This window comes from Phenylobacterium sp., assembly GCF_036723115.1.
Lineage (GTDB): Bacteria > Pseudomonadota > Alphaproteobacteria > Caulobacterales > Caulobacteraceae > Phenylobacterium.
Genome location: NZ_DAIMHV010000035.1, coordinates 1 through 20125 on the forward strand (window position 1 = coordinate 1; position 20125 = coordinate 20125).

Annotated in this window: 22 protein-coding genes; 13 read left to right on the top strand and 9 right to left on the bottom strand. The window is 68.8% G+C overall.

The window, feature by feature from the left end:
- The 9 genes from V7D28_RS05845 to V7D28_RS05885 all read left to right on the top strand — a co-directional run.
- A partial coding sequence (locus V7D28_RS05845) for a chemotaxis protein CheA (RefSeq protein ID WP_333586429.1) occupies positions 1-1429 on the top strand: 1429 nt, incomplete at its 5' end.
- Between the two features lie 2 nt (positions 1430-1431).
- Positions 1432-1899 (top strand): chemotaxis protein CheW, encoded by a 468-nt coding sequence (locus V7D28_RS05850; protein WP_333586430.1) that lies wholly within the window; start codon positions 1432-1434, stop codon positions 1897-1899.
- Positions 1896-2783: a CheR family methyltransferase gene (locus V7D28_RS05855; RefSeq protein WP_333586431.1), complete on the top strand. Its 888-nt coding sequence runs from the start codon at positions 1896-1898 to the stop codon at positions 2781-2783. The genes V7D28_RS05850 and V7D28_RS05855 overlap by 4 nt, the downstream gene beginning before the upstream one ends.
- A complete protein-coding gene (locus V7D28_RS05860) occupies positions 2780-3817 on the top strand; it encodes a protein-glutamate methylesterase/protein-glutamine glutaminase (RefSeq protein WP_333586432.1) in 1038 nt (345 codons plus the stop codon). Before V7D28_RS05855 ends, V7D28_RS05860 begins: the two co-directional genes overlap by 4 nt.
- Positions 3817-4206: a response regulator gene (locus tag V7D28_RS05865; RefSeq protein WP_333586433.1), complete on the top strand. Its 390-nt coding sequence runs from the start codon at positions 3817-3819 to the stop codon at positions 4204-4206. The genes V7D28_RS05860 and V7D28_RS05865 overlap by 1 nt, the downstream gene beginning before the upstream one ends.
- Positions 4203-4763, top strand: coding sequence for a chemotaxis protein CheD (locus V7D28_RS05870; RefSeq protein ID WP_333586434.1), 561 nt, complete (start codon positions 4203-4205; stop codon positions 4761-4763). Before V7D28_RS05865 ends, V7D28_RS05870 begins: the two co-directional genes overlap by 4 nt.
- Positions 4763-5143, top strand: coding sequence for a hypothetical protein (locus tag V7D28_RS05875; protein WP_333586435.1), 381 nt, complete (start codon positions 4763-4765; stop codon positions 5141-5143). Before V7D28_RS05870 ends, V7D28_RS05875 begins: the two co-directional genes overlap by 1 nt.
- A 10-nt stretch (positions 5144-5153) precedes the next feature.
- Positions 5154-5750: a response regulator gene (locus tag V7D28_RS05880; RefSeq protein WP_333586436.1), complete on the top strand. Its 597-nt coding sequence runs from the start codon at positions 5154-5156 to the stop codon at positions 5748-5750.
- Positions 5747-6226, top strand: a complete 480-nt coding sequence (locus V7D28_RS05885) for a hypothetical protein (protein ID WP_333586437.1) — start codon at positions 5747-5749, stop codon at positions 6224-6226. Before V7D28_RS05880 ends, V7D28_RS05885 begins: the two co-directional genes overlap by 4 nt.
- A gap of 122 nt (positions 6227-6348) precedes the next feature.
- On the opposite strand, the gene V7D28_RS05890 is transcribed toward V7D28_RS05885, so the two are convergent.
- From V7D28_RS05890 to V7D28_RS05910, 5 genes are all read right to left on the bottom strand, one after another.
- Positions 6349-7488, bottom strand: coding sequence for a thiolase C-terminal domain-containing protein (locus V7D28_RS05890; protein WP_333586438.1), 1140 nt, complete (start codon positions 7486-7488; stop codon positions 6349-6351).
- Between the two features lie 9 nt (positions 7489-7497).
- Positions 7498-7905 (bottom strand): Zn-ribbon domain-containing OB-fold protein, encoded by a 408-nt coding sequence (locus V7D28_RS05895; protein ID WP_333586439.1) that lies wholly within the window; start codon positions 7903-7905, stop codon positions 7498-7500.
- A 97-nt stretch (positions 7906-8002) separates the two neighbouring features.
- Positions 8003-8449, bottom strand: a complete 447-nt coding sequence (locus V7D28_RS05900) for a hypothetical protein (RefSeq protein ID WP_333586440.1) — start codon at positions 8447-8449, stop codon at positions 8003-8005.
- Positions 8446-9477, bottom strand: coding sequence for a phosphotransferase family protein (locus V7D28_RS05905; protein WP_333586441.1), 1032 nt, complete (start codon positions 9475-9477; stop codon positions 8446-8448). Before V7D28_RS05905 ends, V7D28_RS05900 begins: the two co-directional genes overlap by 4 nt.
- A 53-nt stretch (positions 9478-9530) precedes the next feature.
- Positions 9531-10751, bottom strand: a complete 1221-nt coding sequence (locus tag V7D28_RS05910; RefSeq protein ID WP_333586442.1) for a cytochrome P450 — start codon at positions 10749-10751, stop codon at positions 9531-9533.
- Between the two features lie 261 nt (positions 10752-11012).
- Between V7D28_RS05910 and V7D28_RS05915 the strand changes: the two genes are divergently transcribed.
- From V7D28_RS05915 to V7D28_RS05930, 4 genes are all read left to right on the top strand, one after another.
- Positions 11013-12098, top strand: coding sequence for a hypothetical protein (locus V7D28_RS05915; protein WP_333586443.1), 1086 nt, complete (start codon positions 11013-11015; stop codon positions 12096-12098).
- Positions 12099-12250: 152 nt separating this feature from the next.
- Positions 12251-13117, top strand: coding sequence for an alpha/beta fold hydrolase (locus tag V7D28_RS05920; RefSeq protein WP_333586444.1), 867 nt, complete (start codon positions 12251-12253; stop codon positions 13115-13117).
- A gap of 136 nt (positions 13118-13253) precedes the next feature.
- Positions 13254-14222, top strand: a complete 969-nt coding sequence (locus tag V7D28_RS05925; protein WP_333586445.1) for an AAA family ATPase — start codon at positions 13254-13256, stop codon at positions 14220-14222.
- Positions 14223-14235: 13 nt separating this feature from the next.
- Positions 14236-15612: a vWA domain-containing protein gene (locus tag V7D28_RS05930; protein ID WP_333586446.1), complete on the top strand. Its 1377-nt coding sequence runs from the start codon at positions 14236-14238 to the stop codon at positions 15610-15612.
- 7 nt (positions 15613-15619) lie between these two features.
- On the opposite strand, the gene V7D28_RS05935 is transcribed toward V7D28_RS05930, so the two are convergent.
- The 4 genes from V7D28_RS05935 to V7D28_RS05950 all read right to left on the bottom strand — a co-directional run bounded on the left by V7D28_RS05935 (position 15620) and on the right by V7D28_RS05950 (position 20108).
- The gene (locus V7D28_RS05935) at positions 15620-16549 is read right to left on the bottom strand and encodes a hypothetical protein (protein ID WP_333586447.1); all 930 of its coding nucleotides are present in this window, start codon (positions 16547-16549) and stop codon (positions 15620-15622) included.
- Positions 16550-16668: 119 nt separating this feature from the next.
- On the bottom strand, positions 16669-18852 hold the full coding sequence (locus V7D28_RS05940) for a xanthine dehydrogenase family protein molybdopterin-binding subunit (protein WP_333586448.1): 2184 nt from the start codon (positions 18850-18852) through the stop codon (positions 16669-16671).
- A gap of 4 nt (positions 18853-18856) precedes the next feature.
- Positions 18857-19318 carry a (2Fe-2S)-binding protein gene (locus V7D28_RS05945; RefSeq protein WP_333586449.1) on the bottom strand — a complete coding sequence of 154 codons (462 nt, stop codon included), beginning with the start codon at positions 19316-19318 and terminating at the stop codon, positions 18857-18859.
- A 94-nt stretch (positions 19319-19412) separates the two neighbouring features.
- Positions 19413-20108, bottom strand: coding sequence for a TPM domain-containing protein (locus V7D28_RS05950; protein ID WP_333586450.1), 696 nt, complete (start codon positions 20106-20108; stop codon positions 19413-19415).
- Positions 20109-20125 lie beyond the last annotated feature (17 nt).

The window sequence follows — 20125 nt, forward strand, 5'->3', positions numbered from 1 at the left end:
CCCTGAAGCTGCGCCCCCGCCTGCCGAGATCGCCGCCCCTCAGGAGGCCAATCCCGCCGAACTGGACGTGGCCGGGCTGATCGCCCTGGCCGAAAAGGCCTCGGCCGAGCACGCCCAAGCTGCGCCCCCGACGCCGAAGAGCGAACCCAAGCCGGCGGCCGCCGGCCAGGTGCAGCCCGCAGCCGCAGCCGCAGCCGCAGCCGCCCCGGCGGGCGGCGCCGCGGCGCCGGCCCCCACCATCCGGGTGGATCTGGACCGGGTGGACCGCCTGATCAATGCGGTGGGCGAGCTGGTCATTCAGCAGGCCATGCTCTCGCAGCGGGTCTTCGAAAGCGGTCTGGCCCGTTCGTCCGACGTGGCGCTCGGCCTGGAGGATCTGGAGCTCCTGACCCGGGAGATCCAGGACAGCGTCATGGCCATCCGCGCCCAGCCCGTGAAGTCGGTGTTCCAGCGCATGCCGCGCCTGGTGCGCGAAGTCGCCGACATGGTGGGCAAGAAGGTCCGCCTTGTGATGGAGGGCGAGAACACCGAGGTCGACAAGACCGTCATCGAGCGCCTGTCCGACCCCATCACCCACATGCTGCGCAACGCCATCGATCACGGCCTGGAACGGCCTGAGGATCGCGAGGCCAACGGCAAGGCCGCCGAGGGCGTGGTCCGGCTGGCCGCCCTGCACCGCGGCGGACGCATCGTGATCGAGGTCCAGGACGACGGTCGCGGCATCAACCGCGAGCGGGTCCGGGGGATCGCCGTCACCAAGGGGCTGATCGCCGAGGACGCGGTCCTGTCGGATGACGAGATCGACAACCTGATCTTCCTGCCCGGCTTCTCCACCGCCGATGTGGTGTCCGACATTTCGGGCCGCGGCGTGGGCATGGACGTGGTCAAGCGCTCCATCCAGGCCCTGGGCGGTCGCATCTCCATCAGCTCCGAACCCGGCAAGGGCTCGAAGTTCACCATGAGCCTGCCGCTGACCCTGGCCGTGCTGGACGGCATGGTGGTTTCGGCCGCCGACCAGACCCTGGTGGCGCCACTCTCCAACATCGTGGAAAGCCTGACCCCGCGCAGCGAGGACGTGCACCTGATCGGCGGCCGCGACGCGGTCATCCGGATTCGCGAAACCTTCGTGCCCCTGATCGATGTGGGCGTGGCCCTGGGCTTCCGCGACACGCCCCTGCCCCCGTCATCCGGCGTGGCGGTGCTCATCGAGAGCGAAGGCGGCGGCAAGGCGGCCCTGCTTGTGGAAGCCATCCAGGGCCAGCGCCAGGTGGTGATCAAGAGCCTGGAAGCCAACTACCAGCAGATCCCGGGCGTGGCGGCGGCGACCATTCTGGGAGACGGCCGCGTGGCCCTGATCCTGGACGTGGACGCCCTCGTGCACAGCTCGCGCCGCAAGGCCCCCAGAACTGAAAAGCGAATGGCAGTTTGACCATGACTGACACCGTGACCCCGGGCCCCGCCCAACGCCGTGAACTGATCGCCTTCCGCATCGGCGACCAGGAATTCTGCGTCGACATCATGTCGGTCCGCGAGATCCGCGGCTGGGCGCCCGCCACCCCCCTGCCCCGCACGCCGTCCTTCGTCAAAGGCGTCATCAACCTGCGCGGCGCGGTCCTGCCGATCATCGACCTGGGCGCGCGCCTGGGCCTGACCACCTCTGAGCCCACCGCCCGCCACGTGATCATGGTGGTGCATATCGGCGAACGGACCGTGGGTCTGCTGGTCGACGCCGTGTCCGACATCATCAATATGAGCGACGATCTGGTTCAGGCGACGCCGGACGTGGCCAGCGACCAGGTGAAGACCTTCGTCAAGGGTCTGTTCGCCCTCGAAGGCCGCATGGTCAGCCTGATCGCCCTGGATCGGGTCCTGCCCGAGACCGAAGCCGAGGCCGCATGACGCAGTCCTCAGACGCCCGGCGCGGCAGGTCCGAAGGTCTCGTCGACGGCGAGTTCCTGCTGACCTCCGACGACTTCCGCAAGATCGCCGAGATCCTGCACTCTCACGCCGGTATCGCCCTGCACGAGGGCAAGGCCGCCCTGGTCTATTCGCGCCTGGCCAAGCGGCTGCGGTCGCTGGGCCTGCGCAGCTTCCGCGAATATTGCGCCCTGGTGGAGGACGCCGGCGCTCTGGACGAGCGCCAGGCCATGATGGCGGCGCTCACCACCAATGTGACGCGGTTCTTCCGCGAGCCGCACCATTTCGACCACCTGCGCGACCAGGTGATGCCCGAACTCGCCGCCCGCGCCCGGGCCGGCGGCCGGGTGCGCCTGTGGTCGGCGGCCTGTTCCAACGGCCAGGAACCCTATTCCATGGCCATCACCGTGCTGAGCGCCCTGCCCGAGGCCTCGCGCCTGGACGTCAAGATCCTGGCCACGGACATCGATCCCAACATGATCGCCGAGGGCAAGGTCGGCTGCTACCGCGAGGACTCGGTCTCGCCGGTCCCGCTCGACCTGCGCCGGCGCTGGTTCGAGAAAACCTCCGCAGCCGATGGCAAGATCTGGTCGGTGAACCAGGAACTGCGCGACATGGTGGCCTTCCGGGAGCTCAACCTGATCGGCGACTGGCCCATGCGCGGCCGCTTCGACGTGATCTTCTGCCGCAATGTGGTGATCTATTTCGACGAGCCGACCCAGGAACGCATCTGGAGCCGCTTCGTCCCGGCGCTGAACCCCGGCGGCACCCTCTATATCGGCCATTCCGAGCGCGTCTCGGGTCCGGCCACGAACCTGCTGGAGACCTCGGGTCTGACCACCTACCGCGTGAGGGCTGGCCGATGACTGTCCGTGTCCTGATTGTCGATGACTCCGCCACCATGCGCAGCCTGATCTCGGCGACCCTGCGCCAGGATCCCGAGATCGAGGTGCTGGGCTTCGCCAACGATCCGCTGGAAGCCCGCGAGGCGATCAAGCAGCTGAACCCCGACGTCATCACCCTCGACGTCGAAATGCCGAAGATGAACGGCCTGGAGTTCCTCGAGAAGATCATGCGCCTGCGGCCTATGCCGGTGGTGATGGTCTCGACCCTGACCCAGGCCGGCGCCGACGCCACCCTGGCGGCGATGGAGCTGGGCGCGGTCGATTGCGTGGGCAAGCCCTCGGCCGGCCATACCGCGGCCGAGGCCTTCCAGGACCTGGCCGCCAAGGTGAAGGCCGCCGCCCGGGCCCGGGTGAGGCCTTTCAGCGGTCCAATCACACGGGCGGCGGAGAACCGGGCCTACAAGGCCGAGGACATCATCGTGGGGATCGGCTCGTCCACCGGCGGGGTCGAGGCGCTCATGACCATCCTGTCCGCCTTCCCGGCCACCTGCCCCCCCACCGTGATCACCCAGCACATGCCGGCGACCTTCACCAAGAGCTTCGCCGAGCGCTTGAACCGCGTCTGCGCGGCCACGGTGGCCGAGGCGTGGGACGGCGCGCGCCTGGCGCCGGGCCACATCTATCTCGCCCCGGGCGGCGAACGGCACCTGGAGGTGGCGGGCACCGGTCAACTGTCCTGCCGGCTGCGCGAGGATGGCCCCGTCAGCGGCCACCGGCCTTCCGTGGACGTGCTCTTCAACTCCCTGGCGCGGCTCAACCGGCCTACCCTGGGGGTGATCCTCACCGGCATGGGTCGCGACGGCGCCTCGGGCCTGCTGGCCATGCGGCAGGCGGGCGCCCGCACCCTGGGCCAGGATGAGTCCAGCTGCGTGGTCTACGGCATGCCCCGCGCGGCCTTCGAACTGGGCGCTGTGGAGAAGCAGGCCCCCCTGTCGCGCATGAGCGCGGCCATACTTGGACTATGTGCGGCTTCCGAGCCGCAAAGGAGCGCATGATGCCCTCAGCCGCAGCCATCAAGACCTTGATCGCCGACGATCAGCAGTCGATGCGGTCCCTCATTCGCACCAGCCTGCACACCCTGGGCATCACCCAGACCCGCGAGGTGGCCGACGGCGAGGACGCTCTGCGCGCCCTGGTGGCCCAGCCCGCCAATCTGGTGATCACCGACTTCAACATGCCCAAGCTGGACGGCCTGGGCCTGCTGCGCGCCATCCGCGCCCACGGCCCCATCGCCAAGACCGCCGTCATCATGCTGACGGGCCGGGCCGACCGCGAGCTGGTGCAACGGGCGGTGCAGTTCGGGGTGAACAACTATCTGGTCAAGCCTTTCACGACCCAGACGCTGAAAGAGAAGATCGAAGCCGTTTTCGGACCCCTAGAATGATCGTCGAAAACATCTCCAATCGGGCTGGACGCCGGGTGCACGTCGTCCAGGGCGAGCACTATGTGACGGACGATCCGGATGTGGTCCTGACCACCATCCTTGGCAGCTGCGTGGCGGTCTGCCTCTGGGATCCCGTGCGCGCCGCCGGGGGGATGAACCACTTCCTGCTGCCCGAGGGCAAGGCCGAGGGGGCCAACGAAGGCCGCCGCTACGGGGCCTACGCCATGGAACTGCTGATCAACGAACTGATGCGCCTGGGGGCGCGGCGTGAGCGCCTGCAGGCCAAGCTGTTTGGCGGCGCGCGCATGTTCAACGGTCTTTCGGACGTCGGCGCGGCCAACGCCGCCTTCGCCGAGAAGTTCATGCGCGACGAAGCCATTCCGGTGATGGGCACGAGCCTGGGCGGCTTCGGCGCCCGCCGGATCCAGTTCTGGCCCACCACGGGCCGAGCCCAGCAGAAGACCGTCACCGACAACAACGAAATCACCCGCCTGAAGGAGGTCCCCAAGCCTGCGCCCGCGGCGCCGGTGGACGACGGCGAGCTGGAACTGTTCTGATGCGCCACGCCCAGGTCGCCGCCCTCGCCCCGCCCATGCTCGCCGGTCTCGCCGCCGAGCTGGATCATGCGGGCGAACTGTGCGCGCGCCTGGAGGAGCTGGTGAGCCGGCTGGTGGTGGCCGTCGACGGCGAGCCCAAGCAGCTGGCCCTGAGCGAGGCCCAGACCCTGGACGTGCTGACCCAGCACCTGGCGGGACTGTCGATCTTCACCCGGGGCCTGTCCCACCAGATCGCCACGGCGCGCAACGTGGACCCCGACGCGGTCCTGGCCGCCGTCCCGCTCAGCGACCTGGCCGCGCGCCTGCGCACCTGCCTTTATGACGCCGCCCTCGCCCCGCCCCCCAAGGATGAGGGTTCGGGCGAGTTGGACCTCTTCTGAGCGCCCGCCGATGAGCCTTCATCCCGACACACGGATGAACCTGGCCCGGTCCACCGTGCTCCTGATCGACGACAACGAGCAGGCTCTGGAGGTTCTGTCCTCCATCTTCCGGGGCTTTGGCGTCCACCGTCAGGTGAAGTGCCGCTCGGCCGCTGAGGCCCAGAGCGTGATCCGGAGCCGGGAGATCGATCTGATCATCTGCGACACGGCCATGCCGGACATGGACGGCTACGATTTCGTCCGTTGGCTGCGTCGGGACGCACCGGCCGAGGCCAACTTCCTGCCGATCATCATGATGACCGGCCACGCGGCCCGCTCGACGGTGGAAGGCAGCCGCGATTCCGGCGCCAACTTCATCGTCTCCAAGCCCTTCACGCCCGAAGTCCTGCTCCAGCGCATCTACTGGGTGGCCAAGGATGAGCGGGCCATGGTGCGCTGCGATTCCTATGTGGGTCCCGACCGGCGGTTCCGGAACATGGGTCCGCCGCTGGGGGTCAAGGGTCGCCGCAAGGACGACCTGTCGGCCCATGTGGGCATGGCCAAGGATCCGAACATGGATCAGAACGAGATCGACATGCTGCTCAAGCCACAGAAGGCCGCCCTATGAGCGACCCCCAAGTCTTCAAGATCCGCAACCGCCTGGCCCAGCATGTGAACGAGCCCGGCGGCATGACGGCCGGCATGGCCAACACCCGCGCCGCCCGCGAACTGGCCGGACAGCAGGACAAGGCCTATGCGGCCATCGCCGAGACCCTGGAGACGCTGGAGTGGCTGTGCGAGTCGCAGGACGCCCCCATGGACTCGGTCTACGACCTGTCCACCTTCATCCTGGATATCGCCGGCCTGTTCGACGACAAGCTGCTCTGCCGGGCCGCCTACAGCCTGTGCGAGCTCTCTGACAAGCTGCGCACCCAGGACCGCACCGACTGGCCCTCCATCAAGGTGCATGTGAACGGCATGCGGCTGATCCTCAACACCGAGGAAAGCGGCCGCGAGAACCTCAACGCCATGGTCGAGGGCCTCTGGCTGCTGACCGAACGGCTGCAGATCGCCGAGGCGGACGGCGAACAGCCCGCCGCCTAGAGCCTGATGCGATCAGACGGACCGTCTGATCATTGAATCAGGCTCCAAATTCAAAGACTTGAGCGCGTCGCGCTCGAAAGCGGCGACGCCCCGGAGCCTGGGCCCCGGGGCGCTTCTTGCGCCTACTTCTCGTTGGAGAAGATGATGGTGCCGGAGGCCGCGAACATGCCCCCCACCCCGTGGCAGACGCTGATCTTTGCGCCATCCACCTGGGCCGGCGCGATCCCGCGCATTTGGCGCACGCTCTCCTGCAGAGCGTACATGCCGTACATGCCCGAGTGCATGTAGGACAGGCCGCCGCCATTGGTGTTCAGCGGCAGCTTGCCGCCGATGGCGGTGTTGCGCTCATTGATGAAGTCCTTGGCCTCGCCCGGCTTGCAGAAGCCGAGGTCCTCCAGCCCGTAGAGCGGCAGGTGGGCGAAGGCGTCGTAGATCATCAGGTGATCGACGTCGGAATGGCTGATGCCGGCCTCGTCGAAAGCCTTCTTGCCCGAGACCCGGAAGGCCTTGGAGGTGGTGAAGTCCTCCATCTGGCTGACCATGGGGGTCTCCACGCTCTCGCCCGTTCCCAGCACATAGACCGGCTTCTGCGGGAAGTCCTTGGCCCGTTCGGCGCTGGTCAGGATCAGCGCGCCGCCGCCGTCGGTGACCAGGCAGCACATCAGCTTGCGGAACGGCCAGGCGATCATGTCGGAGTTCAGCACGTCGTCGACCGTGATCGGGTCGCGATAGGAGGCCCGCGGGTTCTTCGCCGCCCATTCCCGCTGGATCACCGCCACATTGGCGAGGTCTTCCTCGGTCACCCCGTAGGTCTTCATGTAGCGAAGCACCGGGATGGTGAACATGGTGGGCGGCGAGGTGACGCCATAGGGCATCTCGAACTGGCCCATCAGGCTGGAGGCCGCCCGGCCGAAGCCGCCGACGCCCACGCGCGAACGCCCGGATTCGCCGTGGGTGATGAGCACCGTGGTGCACAGGCCCTCATTGATGGCGGCCGCCGCATGGCGAACATGCAGCATGAACGAACAGCCGCCCACGCTGGTGCCGTCGGCATAGGTGGGCGTGATCCCCAGATACTGGGCGAGCTCCACCGGCGAGACGCCGGCGCAGGCCACGCCGTCGATATCGGTGGGCTTGAGGCCCGCATCGGCCATGGCGTTGAGGGCGGCGTCAGCATGCAGGCCGATCACGGACACGTCCGGAATCTTGCCCATCTTGGTGGTTTCGGCGGCGCCTACGACCGCGACAGTCTTCTGTTTCATGGTCGCCCCTTAGCCCTTGGCCGGTTGGAAGAACGGCAGCGTGATGGTGTCGCTCATCTTCTCGAAGACGACCTCCACCGGCATGTCGAGGACGAGCGCCTCGGGGGTCTGGGGGCAGTTGACGATATTGGTCATCATCTTGGGCCCTTCCTCGAGCATCACCACGGCGATGGCGTAGGGCTCGGTCCCCATGTCGGGGCGCGGGCGGTGGTTGATGACATAGGAGTGCAGGGTGCCGCGACCGCTGGCCTTGAACACCTCGACATCGCGCGAACCCGTCTTCGGGCAGAAGGGGCGCGGGGGAAAATAGGCTTCACCGGTCTCCTTGGAACGCTGGAGCAGCAGCTCCCCGTTACGGGTCCCGTCCCAGAAATGCTGGGTCTCCGGAGTCGGCTCCGGCAACATGCGAGGCGGCATTACGTCTCCATCCCTCAATGAATGAATCTGATAAATCCCGGCGCTGGCGGCCGGGCGGGCGCCAGAAAAGACGAGAGCGAGCCTGTTGTCGACCGGCTTAACAGGGTGAACCCGAAAGCCTGCGCCGTTCGGTGGACCGCGCCAGGGTCTCCCACACCCGGGTCTCCATGGCCCGGGCCTGCGGGTCGGCCCGCATCTCCACCTCGGCGTGGAGGGCGATGAGCGCCACCTTCAGCTCCGCATTGGCGGTTTCCAGGTCAGAGATTTTCAGGCTGTCCTCGCGACCGGACGCCAGCTCCGACAGCCAGCGGCCCCGGGCGGAATCTTGCGAGACCTCCGCGCCGTCGGCCAGCAGGGCGCGCAATTCGGCGTTCTCGCGCACCAGGAGGTCGGCGGCGCCGTCCCACATTTCGGCCGCCAGGCCAAGCAACAGGGCCGACAGGCCAAGCTGGCCCGCGCGGGCGGCCGGCGCCACGTCGGGGGCGGCGTTGCGCAAGGAGAGGCCGGCGAGATCGGCCAGCACGTGGGGAGCGGTCGGTTTCATAGGCGTCCCATCACCTTCAGCGCGGCGCGGTCCTGGGCGTTGATCAGCGCCCAGGCCGGATAGACCAGGATCGGATCGCGGTTGGCGCCGTCGATCCAGGCCCGCGCGCTGGACACCCAGATGGCCTGGCCCTTCACGCAGGCGAACAGTTCCCACCAGTGCAGGGCCTCGGGCGCGGCCCGCAGGCCGGAGGCGGCCTCCCAGGCGGCGATCGCCGACTCCCGCGGCAACAGGCCGCCGGGCTTGCCCTGGCCGAACCACCAGACGGGATTGAAGCTCCAGCCCAGGTCCTCCAGCGGGTCGCCCAGGTGGCACATTTCCCAGTCGAGCACGCCATGGATGGCGCCCTTGTCGTCATAGAGGAAGTTGCCGGTGCGATAGTCGCCATGCACCACGCCGACCTTCTGAGCCGGCGGCGGGGGATTGGCGCGCAGCCAGCGGATGGCGGCGCGGATGATGGGCAGGGGCTCGGTCTCGTCGGAATCGAGCACGCCCTCCCAGTGGTCCAGTTCGCGCGACCAGCAGGCGTCGGCCGCCACCGCCGGCAGGATGTCGGCCAGGCCGACCCTGGCCGGGTCGGCCCTGGCGATCTCCCCCAGGATGGTCCACTTGCGGCGGCCCAGCTCCGGCAGGGTGTCCACATAGGGCGGGGCGAACAGGGCGCCCGTGCCCGCCTGGAAGCCGGCGATCTCCGCGGCCACGAAGAAGGGGCTGCCGAGCGCCTCTTCGCCCTCTTCCAGCCACAGCATCTCGGGCACCGGCACGGCCGACCCATGGAAGGCGCGATAGGCCTCGAACTCCACCCGTCGCTCGGTGTCGATCAGGCTGTCGGCCGGATCGCGGCGCAGGATGAGGCCGCGGGAGCGGCTCTCGCCCCCGTCCTCGGTCCAGCTCAGGGTGAAGCGCCAGGTCTGGCGCGACGCTCCCCCGGTGATGCGGTTCATGGCGGAGACGGCGACATCGCGCGCCTGCGGCATGCGGCTGGCGATATAGGCCGCCAGCCGGGGCGAGAGCTCGGCCTCGTCCATCAGGTCATCGAAAAGCGGATCGGCAGGGTCTTGGGCCCGTTCACGAACACGGCCTAGGACATGGCGGGCTCGCCGGCCAGCTCAAGCGAATTCAGGCGCGGGATCAGCTCTTCCCAGAGGATGCGCATTTCCATCTTGGCCAGGTGCTGACCCAGGCAGAGATGGGCGCCATAGCCGAAGGCCAGGTGCTTGTTGGGCTTGCGGTCCACCCGGAAGGCCTGGGCGTCGTCGAACACCGCCTCGTCGCGATTGCCCGAGGCGTAGCACAGCATCAGCCAATCGCCCTTGTCGAGCTTGCGTCCCCCCACCTCCGCAGCGTCGGCGGCGGTGCGCATGAAGGTCTTCACCGGCGTGGTCCAGCGGATGGACTCGTCGACCAGCCCCGGGATCAGCGACGGATCGGCCTTCAGCTTGGCCAGTTCCCCGGGGTTTTCCGCCAGGCCCCAGATGGCCCCGCCGGTGGAGGACGAGGTCGTGTCGTGGCCGGCCGTGGCGACGATGATGTAGTAGCTCATCGCCTCGAACTCGGAGATGGGCTGACCGTCCACCTGGCTGTTGGCGATGACGCTGGCCAGGTCATCCCCGGGGTTGGCCCGGCGCTCGGCCGAGAGCTTGCGGAAATACTCGAAGAAGTCGGTGATCACCCCGGGCGACAGCTTCTTCGCCGGATCGTCCTCCTCCTTGCGGGCCAGTTCCGGATCGGCGGCGCCGAACAGCTCCTGGGTGAGGGTGAGCATGCGCGCCTCGTCCTCCGGCGGCACGCCCATGATCTCCATGATCACCCGCAGAGGATAGTGCAGCGCCACCTCGCGCACGAAGTCGCACTGACCGCCGGTCGCGGCCATCTGCTCCACCGCGGCCTTGGCCACCCCGCGGATGCGATCCTCCATGCTGCGCAGGTTCTGCGGCATGAACCACGCCTGGGTCAGCGTGCGGTACTTCAGGTGGTCGGGCTCATCCATGTGGATCAGCGTGCGCAGCAGGTGGGGGCTGCCGCCGGTGAGTTCGCGGATCCGCCGGTCGGTCTCGAGATTGACGATGGTCGGAGACTTGTCGCCGTTGAGGAACAGGGCGTTCTGCCGGCTGATCTCCAGGATATCGGCGTGCCGCGTCACCACCCAGAAGGGCTCGTAGCCTTCAGGATAGGCGCGCCCAAGGGGCTGGTTCGCCCTCAGCCAGGCATAGGTTTCGTGGATGCGGCCATCCGCATAGGCCTTTGGATCGACCAGAACTTGAGCATGCTCATCTGGCACTCGGACGTCAGCGTCAGTCATCTATCCGCCGTCGGGGCGCTTACCCTGCGTAATGATGCCCTTGGGTAAGGGCGAACATTTCACAAAATCAGTCTTCCGACGCCTCCCTGGGTCTGTTCTATTTCGGCCGACGATACCGCCGGCCCGCCCGCCGTCGCAATACCGACGTAGCGGCGCCCTAGAGTATTTTCATTCAAGCAGACCGCCGCCCGGGCGACTTCAAGACCAGGCGCGCTCGCGCTGAACAGAATGAGGGGCGTGGCCCCCGAGGGAGGACCGCCGATGCTCACCAAGGGTGATGACTATCCCATCCACCAGACCGCCGAGCCCGTCGCCTATGCGGGCACCGACCGGAACTTCTACGACCGCTACTTCTTCAACGGCTACAGCCCTGACGGCAGGCTCTATTTCGCCGTGGCCTTCGGGGTCTATCCGCACCTGAACATCGCCGACGCCCACTTCGCGGTCATTCTGGACGGGGTGGAGCACTGTCTGCACGCTTCCAAGGTGCTGCACTCCGAGCGTCTGGACCTGCAGGTGGGGCCGATCCGGATCGAGGTGGTCGAGCCGCTTCAGGTGCTGAAGGTGACCGTGGACGGCGAGGGCCTGGCCGCCGACATCACCTTCACCGGCCGCGCCTTTCCCATCGAGGAGCCCCGCTTCACCCGGCGAATGGGGCCGCGGGCCTTCATGGACTACACCCGCCTGACGCAGAACGTGCGGTGCGAGGGCTTCGTCTCGGCGGACGGGGCGTGGCGCCCCCTGCCCCCCGGCACGGTGGGCACCCGCGACCGCTCCTGGGGGGTGCGTCCGGTGGGCGCGCCCGACCCTCAGCCGCCCGTCCCCCTCGATCCGGCCCTGATGGGGTTTTTCTGGCAGTGGACACCGCTCAACTTCAGCCAGGAGAGCATCTTCTTCCATGTGAACGCCGATCCCCAAGGCGTTCCCTGGAACACCCGCGCCGTGGTGCTGCCGGACGGGGCGGGTCAGGGCGAGGGCCTGGTCACCGAGGCTGCGCGCATGACCGGGGTGGAGCTGATCCCCGGCACGCGGCACGCCCGCGGCGGGACCCTGGAAATCCCCATGGACGAGGGGCTGGCGACCATCACCTTCCAGCCCATCCTGACCTTCCTGATGCGCGGCATCGGCTATTCGGGGGCCTGGCGTCACGGCGCCTATAAGGGCGAACTGGTGGTCGAACGCGAGGCCATTGACCTGGCCGCCGCGGACCTGGCCGCGCCGGAGAACGTCCACATCCAGGCCCTGTCCAAGGTCACCCTGACCCGGCCGGGCGGGGCGCAGGAAGACGGCCTGGGCATCTTCGAGCAGCTGATCGCCGGCCCCTACAAACCCTATGGCCTGGGCTGAGCAGGCGCGCGCCGGGCGCCGAAACCTGTCACACTGATCCTCTGTTCAGCACCGGCGAGGGCGCGACGATGACGAACTTCTTCCAGCGGTTCTTGCGTGCGTCGGCGGCCCCCGCCGCCCCTGCTCCGCATGGCGATGGCCCTATCCAAGGCGTGGAGCGCCGGTGGACCTCGCCCGACGGGCTCTCCCTGTTCGCCCGCGACTATGCCGCCGCGGCCGGCCCGGCGAAGCTTCCGGTCATCTGCCTGCACGGACTGACGCGAAACGCCCGGGATTTCGAGGGCCTCGCGCCGGCCATGGCCGCTGCGGGGCGCCAGGTGCTGGCCCTGGATGTCCGGGGTCGCGGCCGCTCCGATCGCGACCCCAACACCGCCAACTACAACCCCGCGGTCTATGCCGGCGACGTGGCCGCCCTGATGGCCGCAGCGGGGCTGTCGCGGGCGATCTTCGTCGGCACCTCCATGGGCGGGATCATCACCATGACGCTGGCCGGGATGCGGCCGGACCTGATCGCCGGGGCGGTGCTGAACGACATCGGGGCCGAGATCGCCTCGGAGGGCCTGACCCGGATCGCCGGCTATGTGGGCGAGGCCGCGCCCGCCGCCAGCTGGGCCGAGGCGGCCATGCGCTCCCGCGCGATCAACGGGCCGGCCCTGCCCCGCCTGACCGAGGCCGAATGGATGGGCTTCGCCAGGCGCACCTGGCGCGAGGCTGAGCCGGGGCGGATCGTTCCCGACTACGACCCCGCCATCGCCCAGGCCTTCGCCCCCCTGCCTGCGGGCCAGGCCGTGCCGGCCGCCGACCTCTGGCCGCTGTTCACCGCCCTGGCGCTCGGCCGCCCGCTGCTGCTGATCCGGGGAGCCGCCTCCGACCTGCTGACCTCGGGCACGGCCGATCGGATGCAGGCGCTCGCCCCGCAGATGCGCCGGCTGGAGGTGGAGGCCACAGGACACGCCCCCACCCTGGACGAGCCCGAATGCCGCAAGGCCATTTTGGACTTCCTTGCCGACGCGCCCTGATCGCCCGGCCGGAACCCCGGCCGGAACCTCTGACCTGCGGGACTTGCCTTCGCGGCCATGGCTGGCACAATCGCGCAATTGCACCTCCTGACGCGGGGCCTTGGGTCTTCTGCGTCCATTTTGAGAGATTGAGACTTTGACGATTTTGGCGCAGGCGGCCAACAGCGAGCCGTCGACGGATGCTTTCGCCTCGGTCGAGGCGCTGATCGAGGGCCTGGGCGGGGTCGGCTATATCGCCTCGCGCCGGATCGCCACCGCCCTCTACATGTCGGTGCATCTGCAAAAGCCCATTCTGGTGGAAGGCGTCGCCGGGGTCGGCAAGACCGAACTGGCCCTGTCCACCGCCAAGCTGCTCGACCTGCCGCTGATCCGCATGCAGTGCTACGAGGGCCTGGACGAGTCCAAGGCGCTGTATGAATGGAAGTACGGCAAGCAGCTCCTCTACACCCAGATCCTGAAGGATCGCATGGGCGAGTCCCTGGCCGACGCGCCGACCATGGACGCGGCCATGGACCGGCTGCACGGCATGGGGGACATGTTCTTCTCCGAGCCCTTCCTGGAGCCGCGGCCCCTGATGAAGGCCCTGCGCGAGGATGACGGCTGCGTCCTGCTGATCGACGAGATCGACAAGTCCGACGAGGCCTTCGAAGCCTTCCTGCTGGAGGTGCTGTCGGCCTACCAGGCCTCGGTGCCCGAGCTGGGGGTGATCAAGGCCAAGACCCCGCCCATCGTCTTCCTGACCTCCAACAATGTCCGCGACCTGGGCGACGCGCTGAAGCGGCGCTGCCTGCACCTGCACATCCCCCTTCCCGAGGCCGCCCTGGAGCGTCAGATCGTGGCCAGCCGCGTGCCCGATATCGAGGCGCGCCTGAACCACCAGCTGGTGGGCTTCGTCCACGCCCTGCGGGAACTGGACCTGCGCAAGTCGCCCTCCATCTCCGAGACGGTGGACTGGGCCCGGGCGCTGATCCTGATGCACGCCGACAGCCTGGAGCCGTCCCTGGTGCGCGACACCCTCAATGTGATCCTGAAGTTCGAGCAGGACATCACCGCGGTGGAGCCCCAGATCAACGAGCTGCTGCGCACCGCCCAGGCCGGCGCCTGAGGCCGCCCGGCCCATGCAGCAACAGCTCCAGGACTTTATCCGCGCCCTGCGCGCCGCCGATGTCGCCGTCTCGCCCGCCGAGACCATCGACGCCCACGAGGCCGTGGCCGCCATCGGCTATGGCGACCGCGAACTGCTGAAGGACGCGCTCTGCGCCACCCTGGCGAAGAGCGCGGACGAGGTGGCGCGGTTCGACCGGGCCTTCGACAACTTCTTCGCCCGCAGCGCCTTTGACCTGGGCGAACCGCCGCCTGAGCCTGCCGAGGGCGGCGGGCCGCAGGCGGGGCTGGAGGACATCTCGCCGGAGGCGGCGGCCTCGCCCCTGGCCCAGATGATCCTTGAGGGGGATTCGACGGCGCTGGCCCAGGCCATGGAGCAGGCCGCCGAGGCCGCCCAGGTTTCGGAGATCCGCCTCTCCACCCAGAAGAGCCGCATGACCCGCCGTCTGCTGGACGAACTGGGCATCGCCGAGATCGAGAAGATCATCTCCCAGGCGCGGCGTCTGGAGGATGGTTCGGGCGAGGGTCTGGCCCGCCGGCTGGAGGCCGGCCGCAAGGCGGTCACCGCCGAGGCCCAGCGCTTCGTCCAGCGTCAGCACGACCTCTATGCCGCCGAGAGCGGCCGCCAGCTGCGCGAGGAGCTCCTGGCCCGCAAGGCGCTGAACGCCGAGGGCGGCATCGATCCGGTGGACCTGGAGGTGATGCAGGCCCTGGTGCGCAAGATGGCCAAGCGCCTAGCCGACCGATATTCCCGCCGGCGCAACCGCGCCCGCAAGGGCCACCTGGACGTCCGCCGCACCCTGCGCCAGTCCATGGCTTATGGGGGCGTGCCCTTCAACATCGTGTGGAAGACCGAGCGGGTCGACAAGCCCAAGATCGTCGCCATCTGCGACGTGTCCAAATCGGTGGCCGCCGCGGCCCAGTTCCTGCTGACCTTCCTCTACAGCCTCAACGAAGTGGTCGACCGCCTGGACGCCTTCGCCTTCTCAGGCCGCATGATTCCGGTGAACCAGATCCTGGACGAGCACGGGGTGGACAAGGCCATCTTCGAGGTGCTGAGCCGCATCGGCTTCCAGCAGACCGACTATGGCAAGGCCCTGGAGGACTTCGCCGAGAACCATCTGGACAGCCTGGACCGCCACACCACGGTGATCTTCCTGGGCGACGCCCGATCCAACTATGCCGACCCGCGCCTGGACATCATGCGCACCATCCACGAGCGGTCCCGCTCGGTCATCTGGCTGAACCCGGAGCCTGAGAGCTACTGGAGCCAGGGCGACAGCGTCATGCTGCGCTACGAGCCGTTCTGCCACCTGGCCAAGACCTGCAACACGCTCGACCAGCTCGAACGCATCATCGAAGACGTCCTGCGCCAGTACGTCCCTCACTGAGGGGGCGTCAGGCCCGTTGCCGCCACCGGCCGGTGATGTAGATGCGGTTGTCGGTGAATCCGCCGCGCAGATAGGCATCGGCCACGGCGATCTCCTCCCGAGCCTGGGCGATCGCCGCGCCGATCGGGTCCGCAGACGCCGGCGGGTAGCTGGTCGCTTCACGTAGGGCCTTCCAGCTGAACCGTCGCCAGAACGGAAGCTTGGCGCGGGCCTCGCCCACACGGCCTTCGATACAGAGCGGCCCGTCTTCCTGCGTCTCCACGCTCTGGAAACGGACGTCGATCTGCGGGGTCCCGCCGCTGCTGTATTCGAACCAGAGCGTCTGCGCCCGACCGTCGATTTGGCGCGTGATCACGCCCGTCTCAGCCAAGGCAGGATCTGGCGGGAACGACCAGCCAAGGTCCTCCAGCAAGGGCAGGAGCTCAGCTCGCATCGCTTCGCGCAGAGACCTCCCAGGAGCAGCGGAACGGGAGGCCCCCCGCGGCGCGACCCGCAGCCATTCCAAGCCGACCATTTCGCCTGCGCGATAGCCGCACAGGCTTTCGGCCAGGGCGAGAGGGGCCTCGTAGCCGTCCGCCTCCGCCGGAGCCGCGGGCAGTTCGCCCAGAACGACAAACCCATCGCCATCGGTTTCGGAGGCCAGCGACCACTGGAGCTGGCCATCCCGATAGGCCTGCGCGCGGCTGAAGCTCACCGTATCGTGGACCTCCGCCCCCAAGGCCTCACCGCAGGCCTCGGACACGCGAGACAGCTCGGCGAGAAGCTCGCGGTCGGCGGGATCATCCACCAGGACAAGCCAGCCGGACGGCAATTCAGCCATCACCAGCCCCTCCCCGACCTCGCTGCTGACCTCGCCCGCCAGCTCAAGTCCCAGGCACGCCAGCAGGGCTTCCCGCTGCTCAGTCTTGACCGCCAGCCAATTCAGCCTGAGACCCATGACTCAGCACCCCCCTGCGCCGACCGCAGAGGGCGCTCGGCTCACAGCGTCTCGCTGTCTGCCAAAGACGGGCGGGATGTCAAGAACAAAATAGGAACTCGGGCGAGGCACGAACGCCCCTACCCCGCCGCCAGGTCCTCCGCCCGCAGCGGCAGGCTCCGCACCCGTTTGCCGGTCGCCGCGAAGATGGCGTTGGTGACGGCCGGGACCACCGGCGGCAGGGCCGGTTCGCCCAGGCCCGTGGGCGGGTTGTCGGACTTGATGAAGTGAGTCTCGATCACCGGGGCGGCGTCGATGCGCAGCAGGGGGAAGGTGTCGAAATTCCCCTGCTCCACCTGGCCGCCGGCGATGGTGATCTCGCCGAACATCTCCGAGACGCCGTCGATCACCGAGCCTTCGATCTGGTTCAGCGCGCCCAAGGGGTTGATGATCTGACGGCCCACATCGGCGGCCACCCAGACCTTTTCCACCCGCACCGCGCCGTCGTCGGCCACGGCCACCTGGGCCACCTCGGCGAAATAGCCCAGATGGCTGTAGTGGAAGGCGACGCCCTTGCCTCGGCGGGGGCCGAGTTGTTCGCCCCAGTTGGACTTCTCCGCCGCCAGCCGGACCACCGCGGCCATGCGGCCGGCGGCATAGCCGCCCTGGCCCCCGACCATGGCCTGGTCGCCCAGGAGCCGCAGGCGCATCTGGACGGGATCGACGCCGGCCGCATGGGCCAGTTCATCGATGAAGGACTGCACCACGAAGGCGATGGCGTTGCTGCCCGGCGCCCGCAGGGGGCCGGTGGGCACGCCCAGCGGCATCATGGAGACGTCCAGCCGGTAATTGTCCAGGAAGCGGGCGGGGAATTCGGTGGGCGCCATGCCGGCGCTGCGGGCGGTGGCCTCCCCCTCGCCGAAGGTGACGAAGTGGTCCGCCCAGGCGGTGATGGCGCCGGCCTCATCCACCCCGCCGCGCAGGAAGTGGAAGCCTGCGGGGCGATAGAAGCCGTGCCGGGTGTCGTCCTCCCGCGTCCAGACCAGCTTCACCGGGGCGCCGGCCTCCCGGGCGATCCAGGCGGCCTCGGCCATGTAGTCGTTCATCAGCCGCCGACCGAAGCCGCCGCCCGAGCGGGTGAGGTGGACGATGACGTCATCGGGCGAGAGGCCAAGCGTCTTGGCCACGATCTGGCGGCCGGGCTCAGGTAGCTGGGTGGGGGCCCAGATCTCCATCTTCCCGTCGTGGAAGTGGGCCGTGCAGTTCTGCGGCTCCAGGGTGGCGTGGGCCAGGAAGGGGTAGAAGTAGTCGGCCTCCACGGTGCGGGCCGAGGCGGCCAGGGCGGCCTCCACATCCCCGTCGTTGCGCAGGGCCTTGCCGGCCTTGGCCGCCGCCAGGGCCTTGGCCTGGTCGGCGAAAGCCTGGCTCGACTGGCGGGCCGTGGGGTGGTCGGCCCACTGGATGTCCAGGGCCTGGCGGCCCTTGTTCGCCGCCCACCAGCTGTCGGCCACCACGGCCACCCCGGGGATAAGGCCATCGAATTCCGTCCCGCCCTCGACCACGAAGGCCTTGCGCACCCCCTTGACCGCCAGGGCGGGCGCCAGATCGACCCGGGCCACCTTGGCCCCGAACACCGGCGCCTTGGCGTAGACGGCGTAGAGCATGCCGGGCAGGCGCATATCGATGCCGAACAGGGGCTGGCCGGTGACGATGGCCTGGGTGTCCACCTGGGGCGTGGGCTTGCCGATGATGCGGTAGTCGGCGGCGTCCTTGAGCTTGAGGCTCGCCAGATCCGGCGGCGTCAGGCCCGCGGCCTTGGCGGCCAGGGTCCCATAGGCGGCCCGGCGGCGGCTGGCGCGGTGGATCACCACCCCCGGCTCGGTGGTCAAGCTTGCGACGTCGACGCCCCAGTCGGCGGCGGCCGCAGCCATCAGCATGGCCCGGCCCGCCGCCCCCACCTGGCGCAGCTGGTCCCAGTGCAGAGGGGTGGCCATGCTGCCGCCGGCGAACTGGCGGCCATAGGTCTGCGGGTCGTTGCCGGCCTGGACGGTGCGGACATTGGCCCAGTCCACGTCCAGCTCCTCGGCGATGAGCATGGGCAGGGAGGTCTTGATCCCCTGGCCGATCTCCGGGTTCTTGGAGACGATGGTCACCACCCCGTCCGGGGCGATGGAGACATAGGCGTTGAGCTTGGCCAGGCCATCGGCGGCCTCGCCGCGCCCCGCCAGACTGAAGGCCAGAACCAGGCCACCCGCCCCGCCGCCGGCCAGCAGGGTGCGGCGGGACAGGGCGAGGCCCTCGGTGATGTTTCGGATCATGCCCATGGGATCAGGCCTCCTGGCCGGCGGCGCGTTTGATGGCGGCGCGGATGCGCACATAGGTGGCGCAGCGACAGATGTTCCCGGCCATGGCCGCGTCGATATCGTCGTCGCTGGGGGACGGGTTCTGGGACAGAAGCGCGGTGGCCGACATGATCTGGCCCGGCTGGCAATAGCCGCACTGGGCCACGTCCAGCTCGGCCCAGGCCTGCTGCACCCGGCGGCCCACCTCGAGGGCGCCGGCGCCTTCGATGGTGGTGATGGCCATGTCGGCCACCGCCTCGACCGGCGTGACGCAGGCGCGGATGGGCGCGCCGTCCACATGGACCGTGCAGGCGCCGCACAGCGCCGCGCCGCAGCCGAACTTGGTCCCCACCAGGCCCAGAGTGTCGCGCAGCACCCAGAGAAGGGGGGTGTCGCCCTCCACCTCGGCGCTCAGCGCCGCGCCGTTGATGTTTAGCTGATAGGCCATCGACGCGGCTCCGTTGCGTTTCCCTGGAGCCAAGCTTAGGGGCGCAGAAGCGCAAGTGTAAACGCCCGTTCGAGGCGCCCCCTCTGAACGCCCTCTAAAGGCGCGGGATCTCCACCACCGCGTCGGGCAGTTCGTTGGGATTGTCGGCCTGGTCGGCGGGGAAGTGACGGCCGAGGATTTCGCCCACCATGCCCACCGCCCGGGCCAGCCCCTCGCCCAGGCGCCCGGCCTTGGCCTCGGTCACCAGGGCGGCGATGGCGGCGTCCCATTCCGACTGGTCCACCACCGCGGCGATGCCCTCATCGGCGATGATCTCCGCGGCGTGCTCGGCCTCGGAGACGAAGATCAGCACCCCCGTGCGCTCGCGGGTCTGGTGCAGGTTGCGGGCCAGGAACAGTTCCTCGGCATGGCGGCGCGCCCGGTCCTTCTTCACGCTGCGCGGCGTCATGAAGACCCGGACAGGACCCAGCGATCCGATCGCGGCCACCAGGACGAAGAGCACCGCCTGAAGGATCAGGGTGGCGGTCAGGGCGCCGCGCACCGCCCGCTCCACCGCCGCACCGGCCTGGGCCGCGGTCCAGGGGGCGAAGGCGTCGGGCACGCTCACCTGCACCCCGGCCACCAGCAGGATGGCCGGGGCGGCCAGGGCGGCCAGCCCCGCCCACAGGAAGGGGGTCTCGCGATAGTCCGAGGATTCCGCGGCGATCACGCAATAGAGCTCGCCGCGGGTCTGGGCCTCGGCCGCCCGCACGGCGGCCTTCACCTGGGCGCGTTCGTCGTCGTTCAGCATCTACCAGCTCCCCGAAG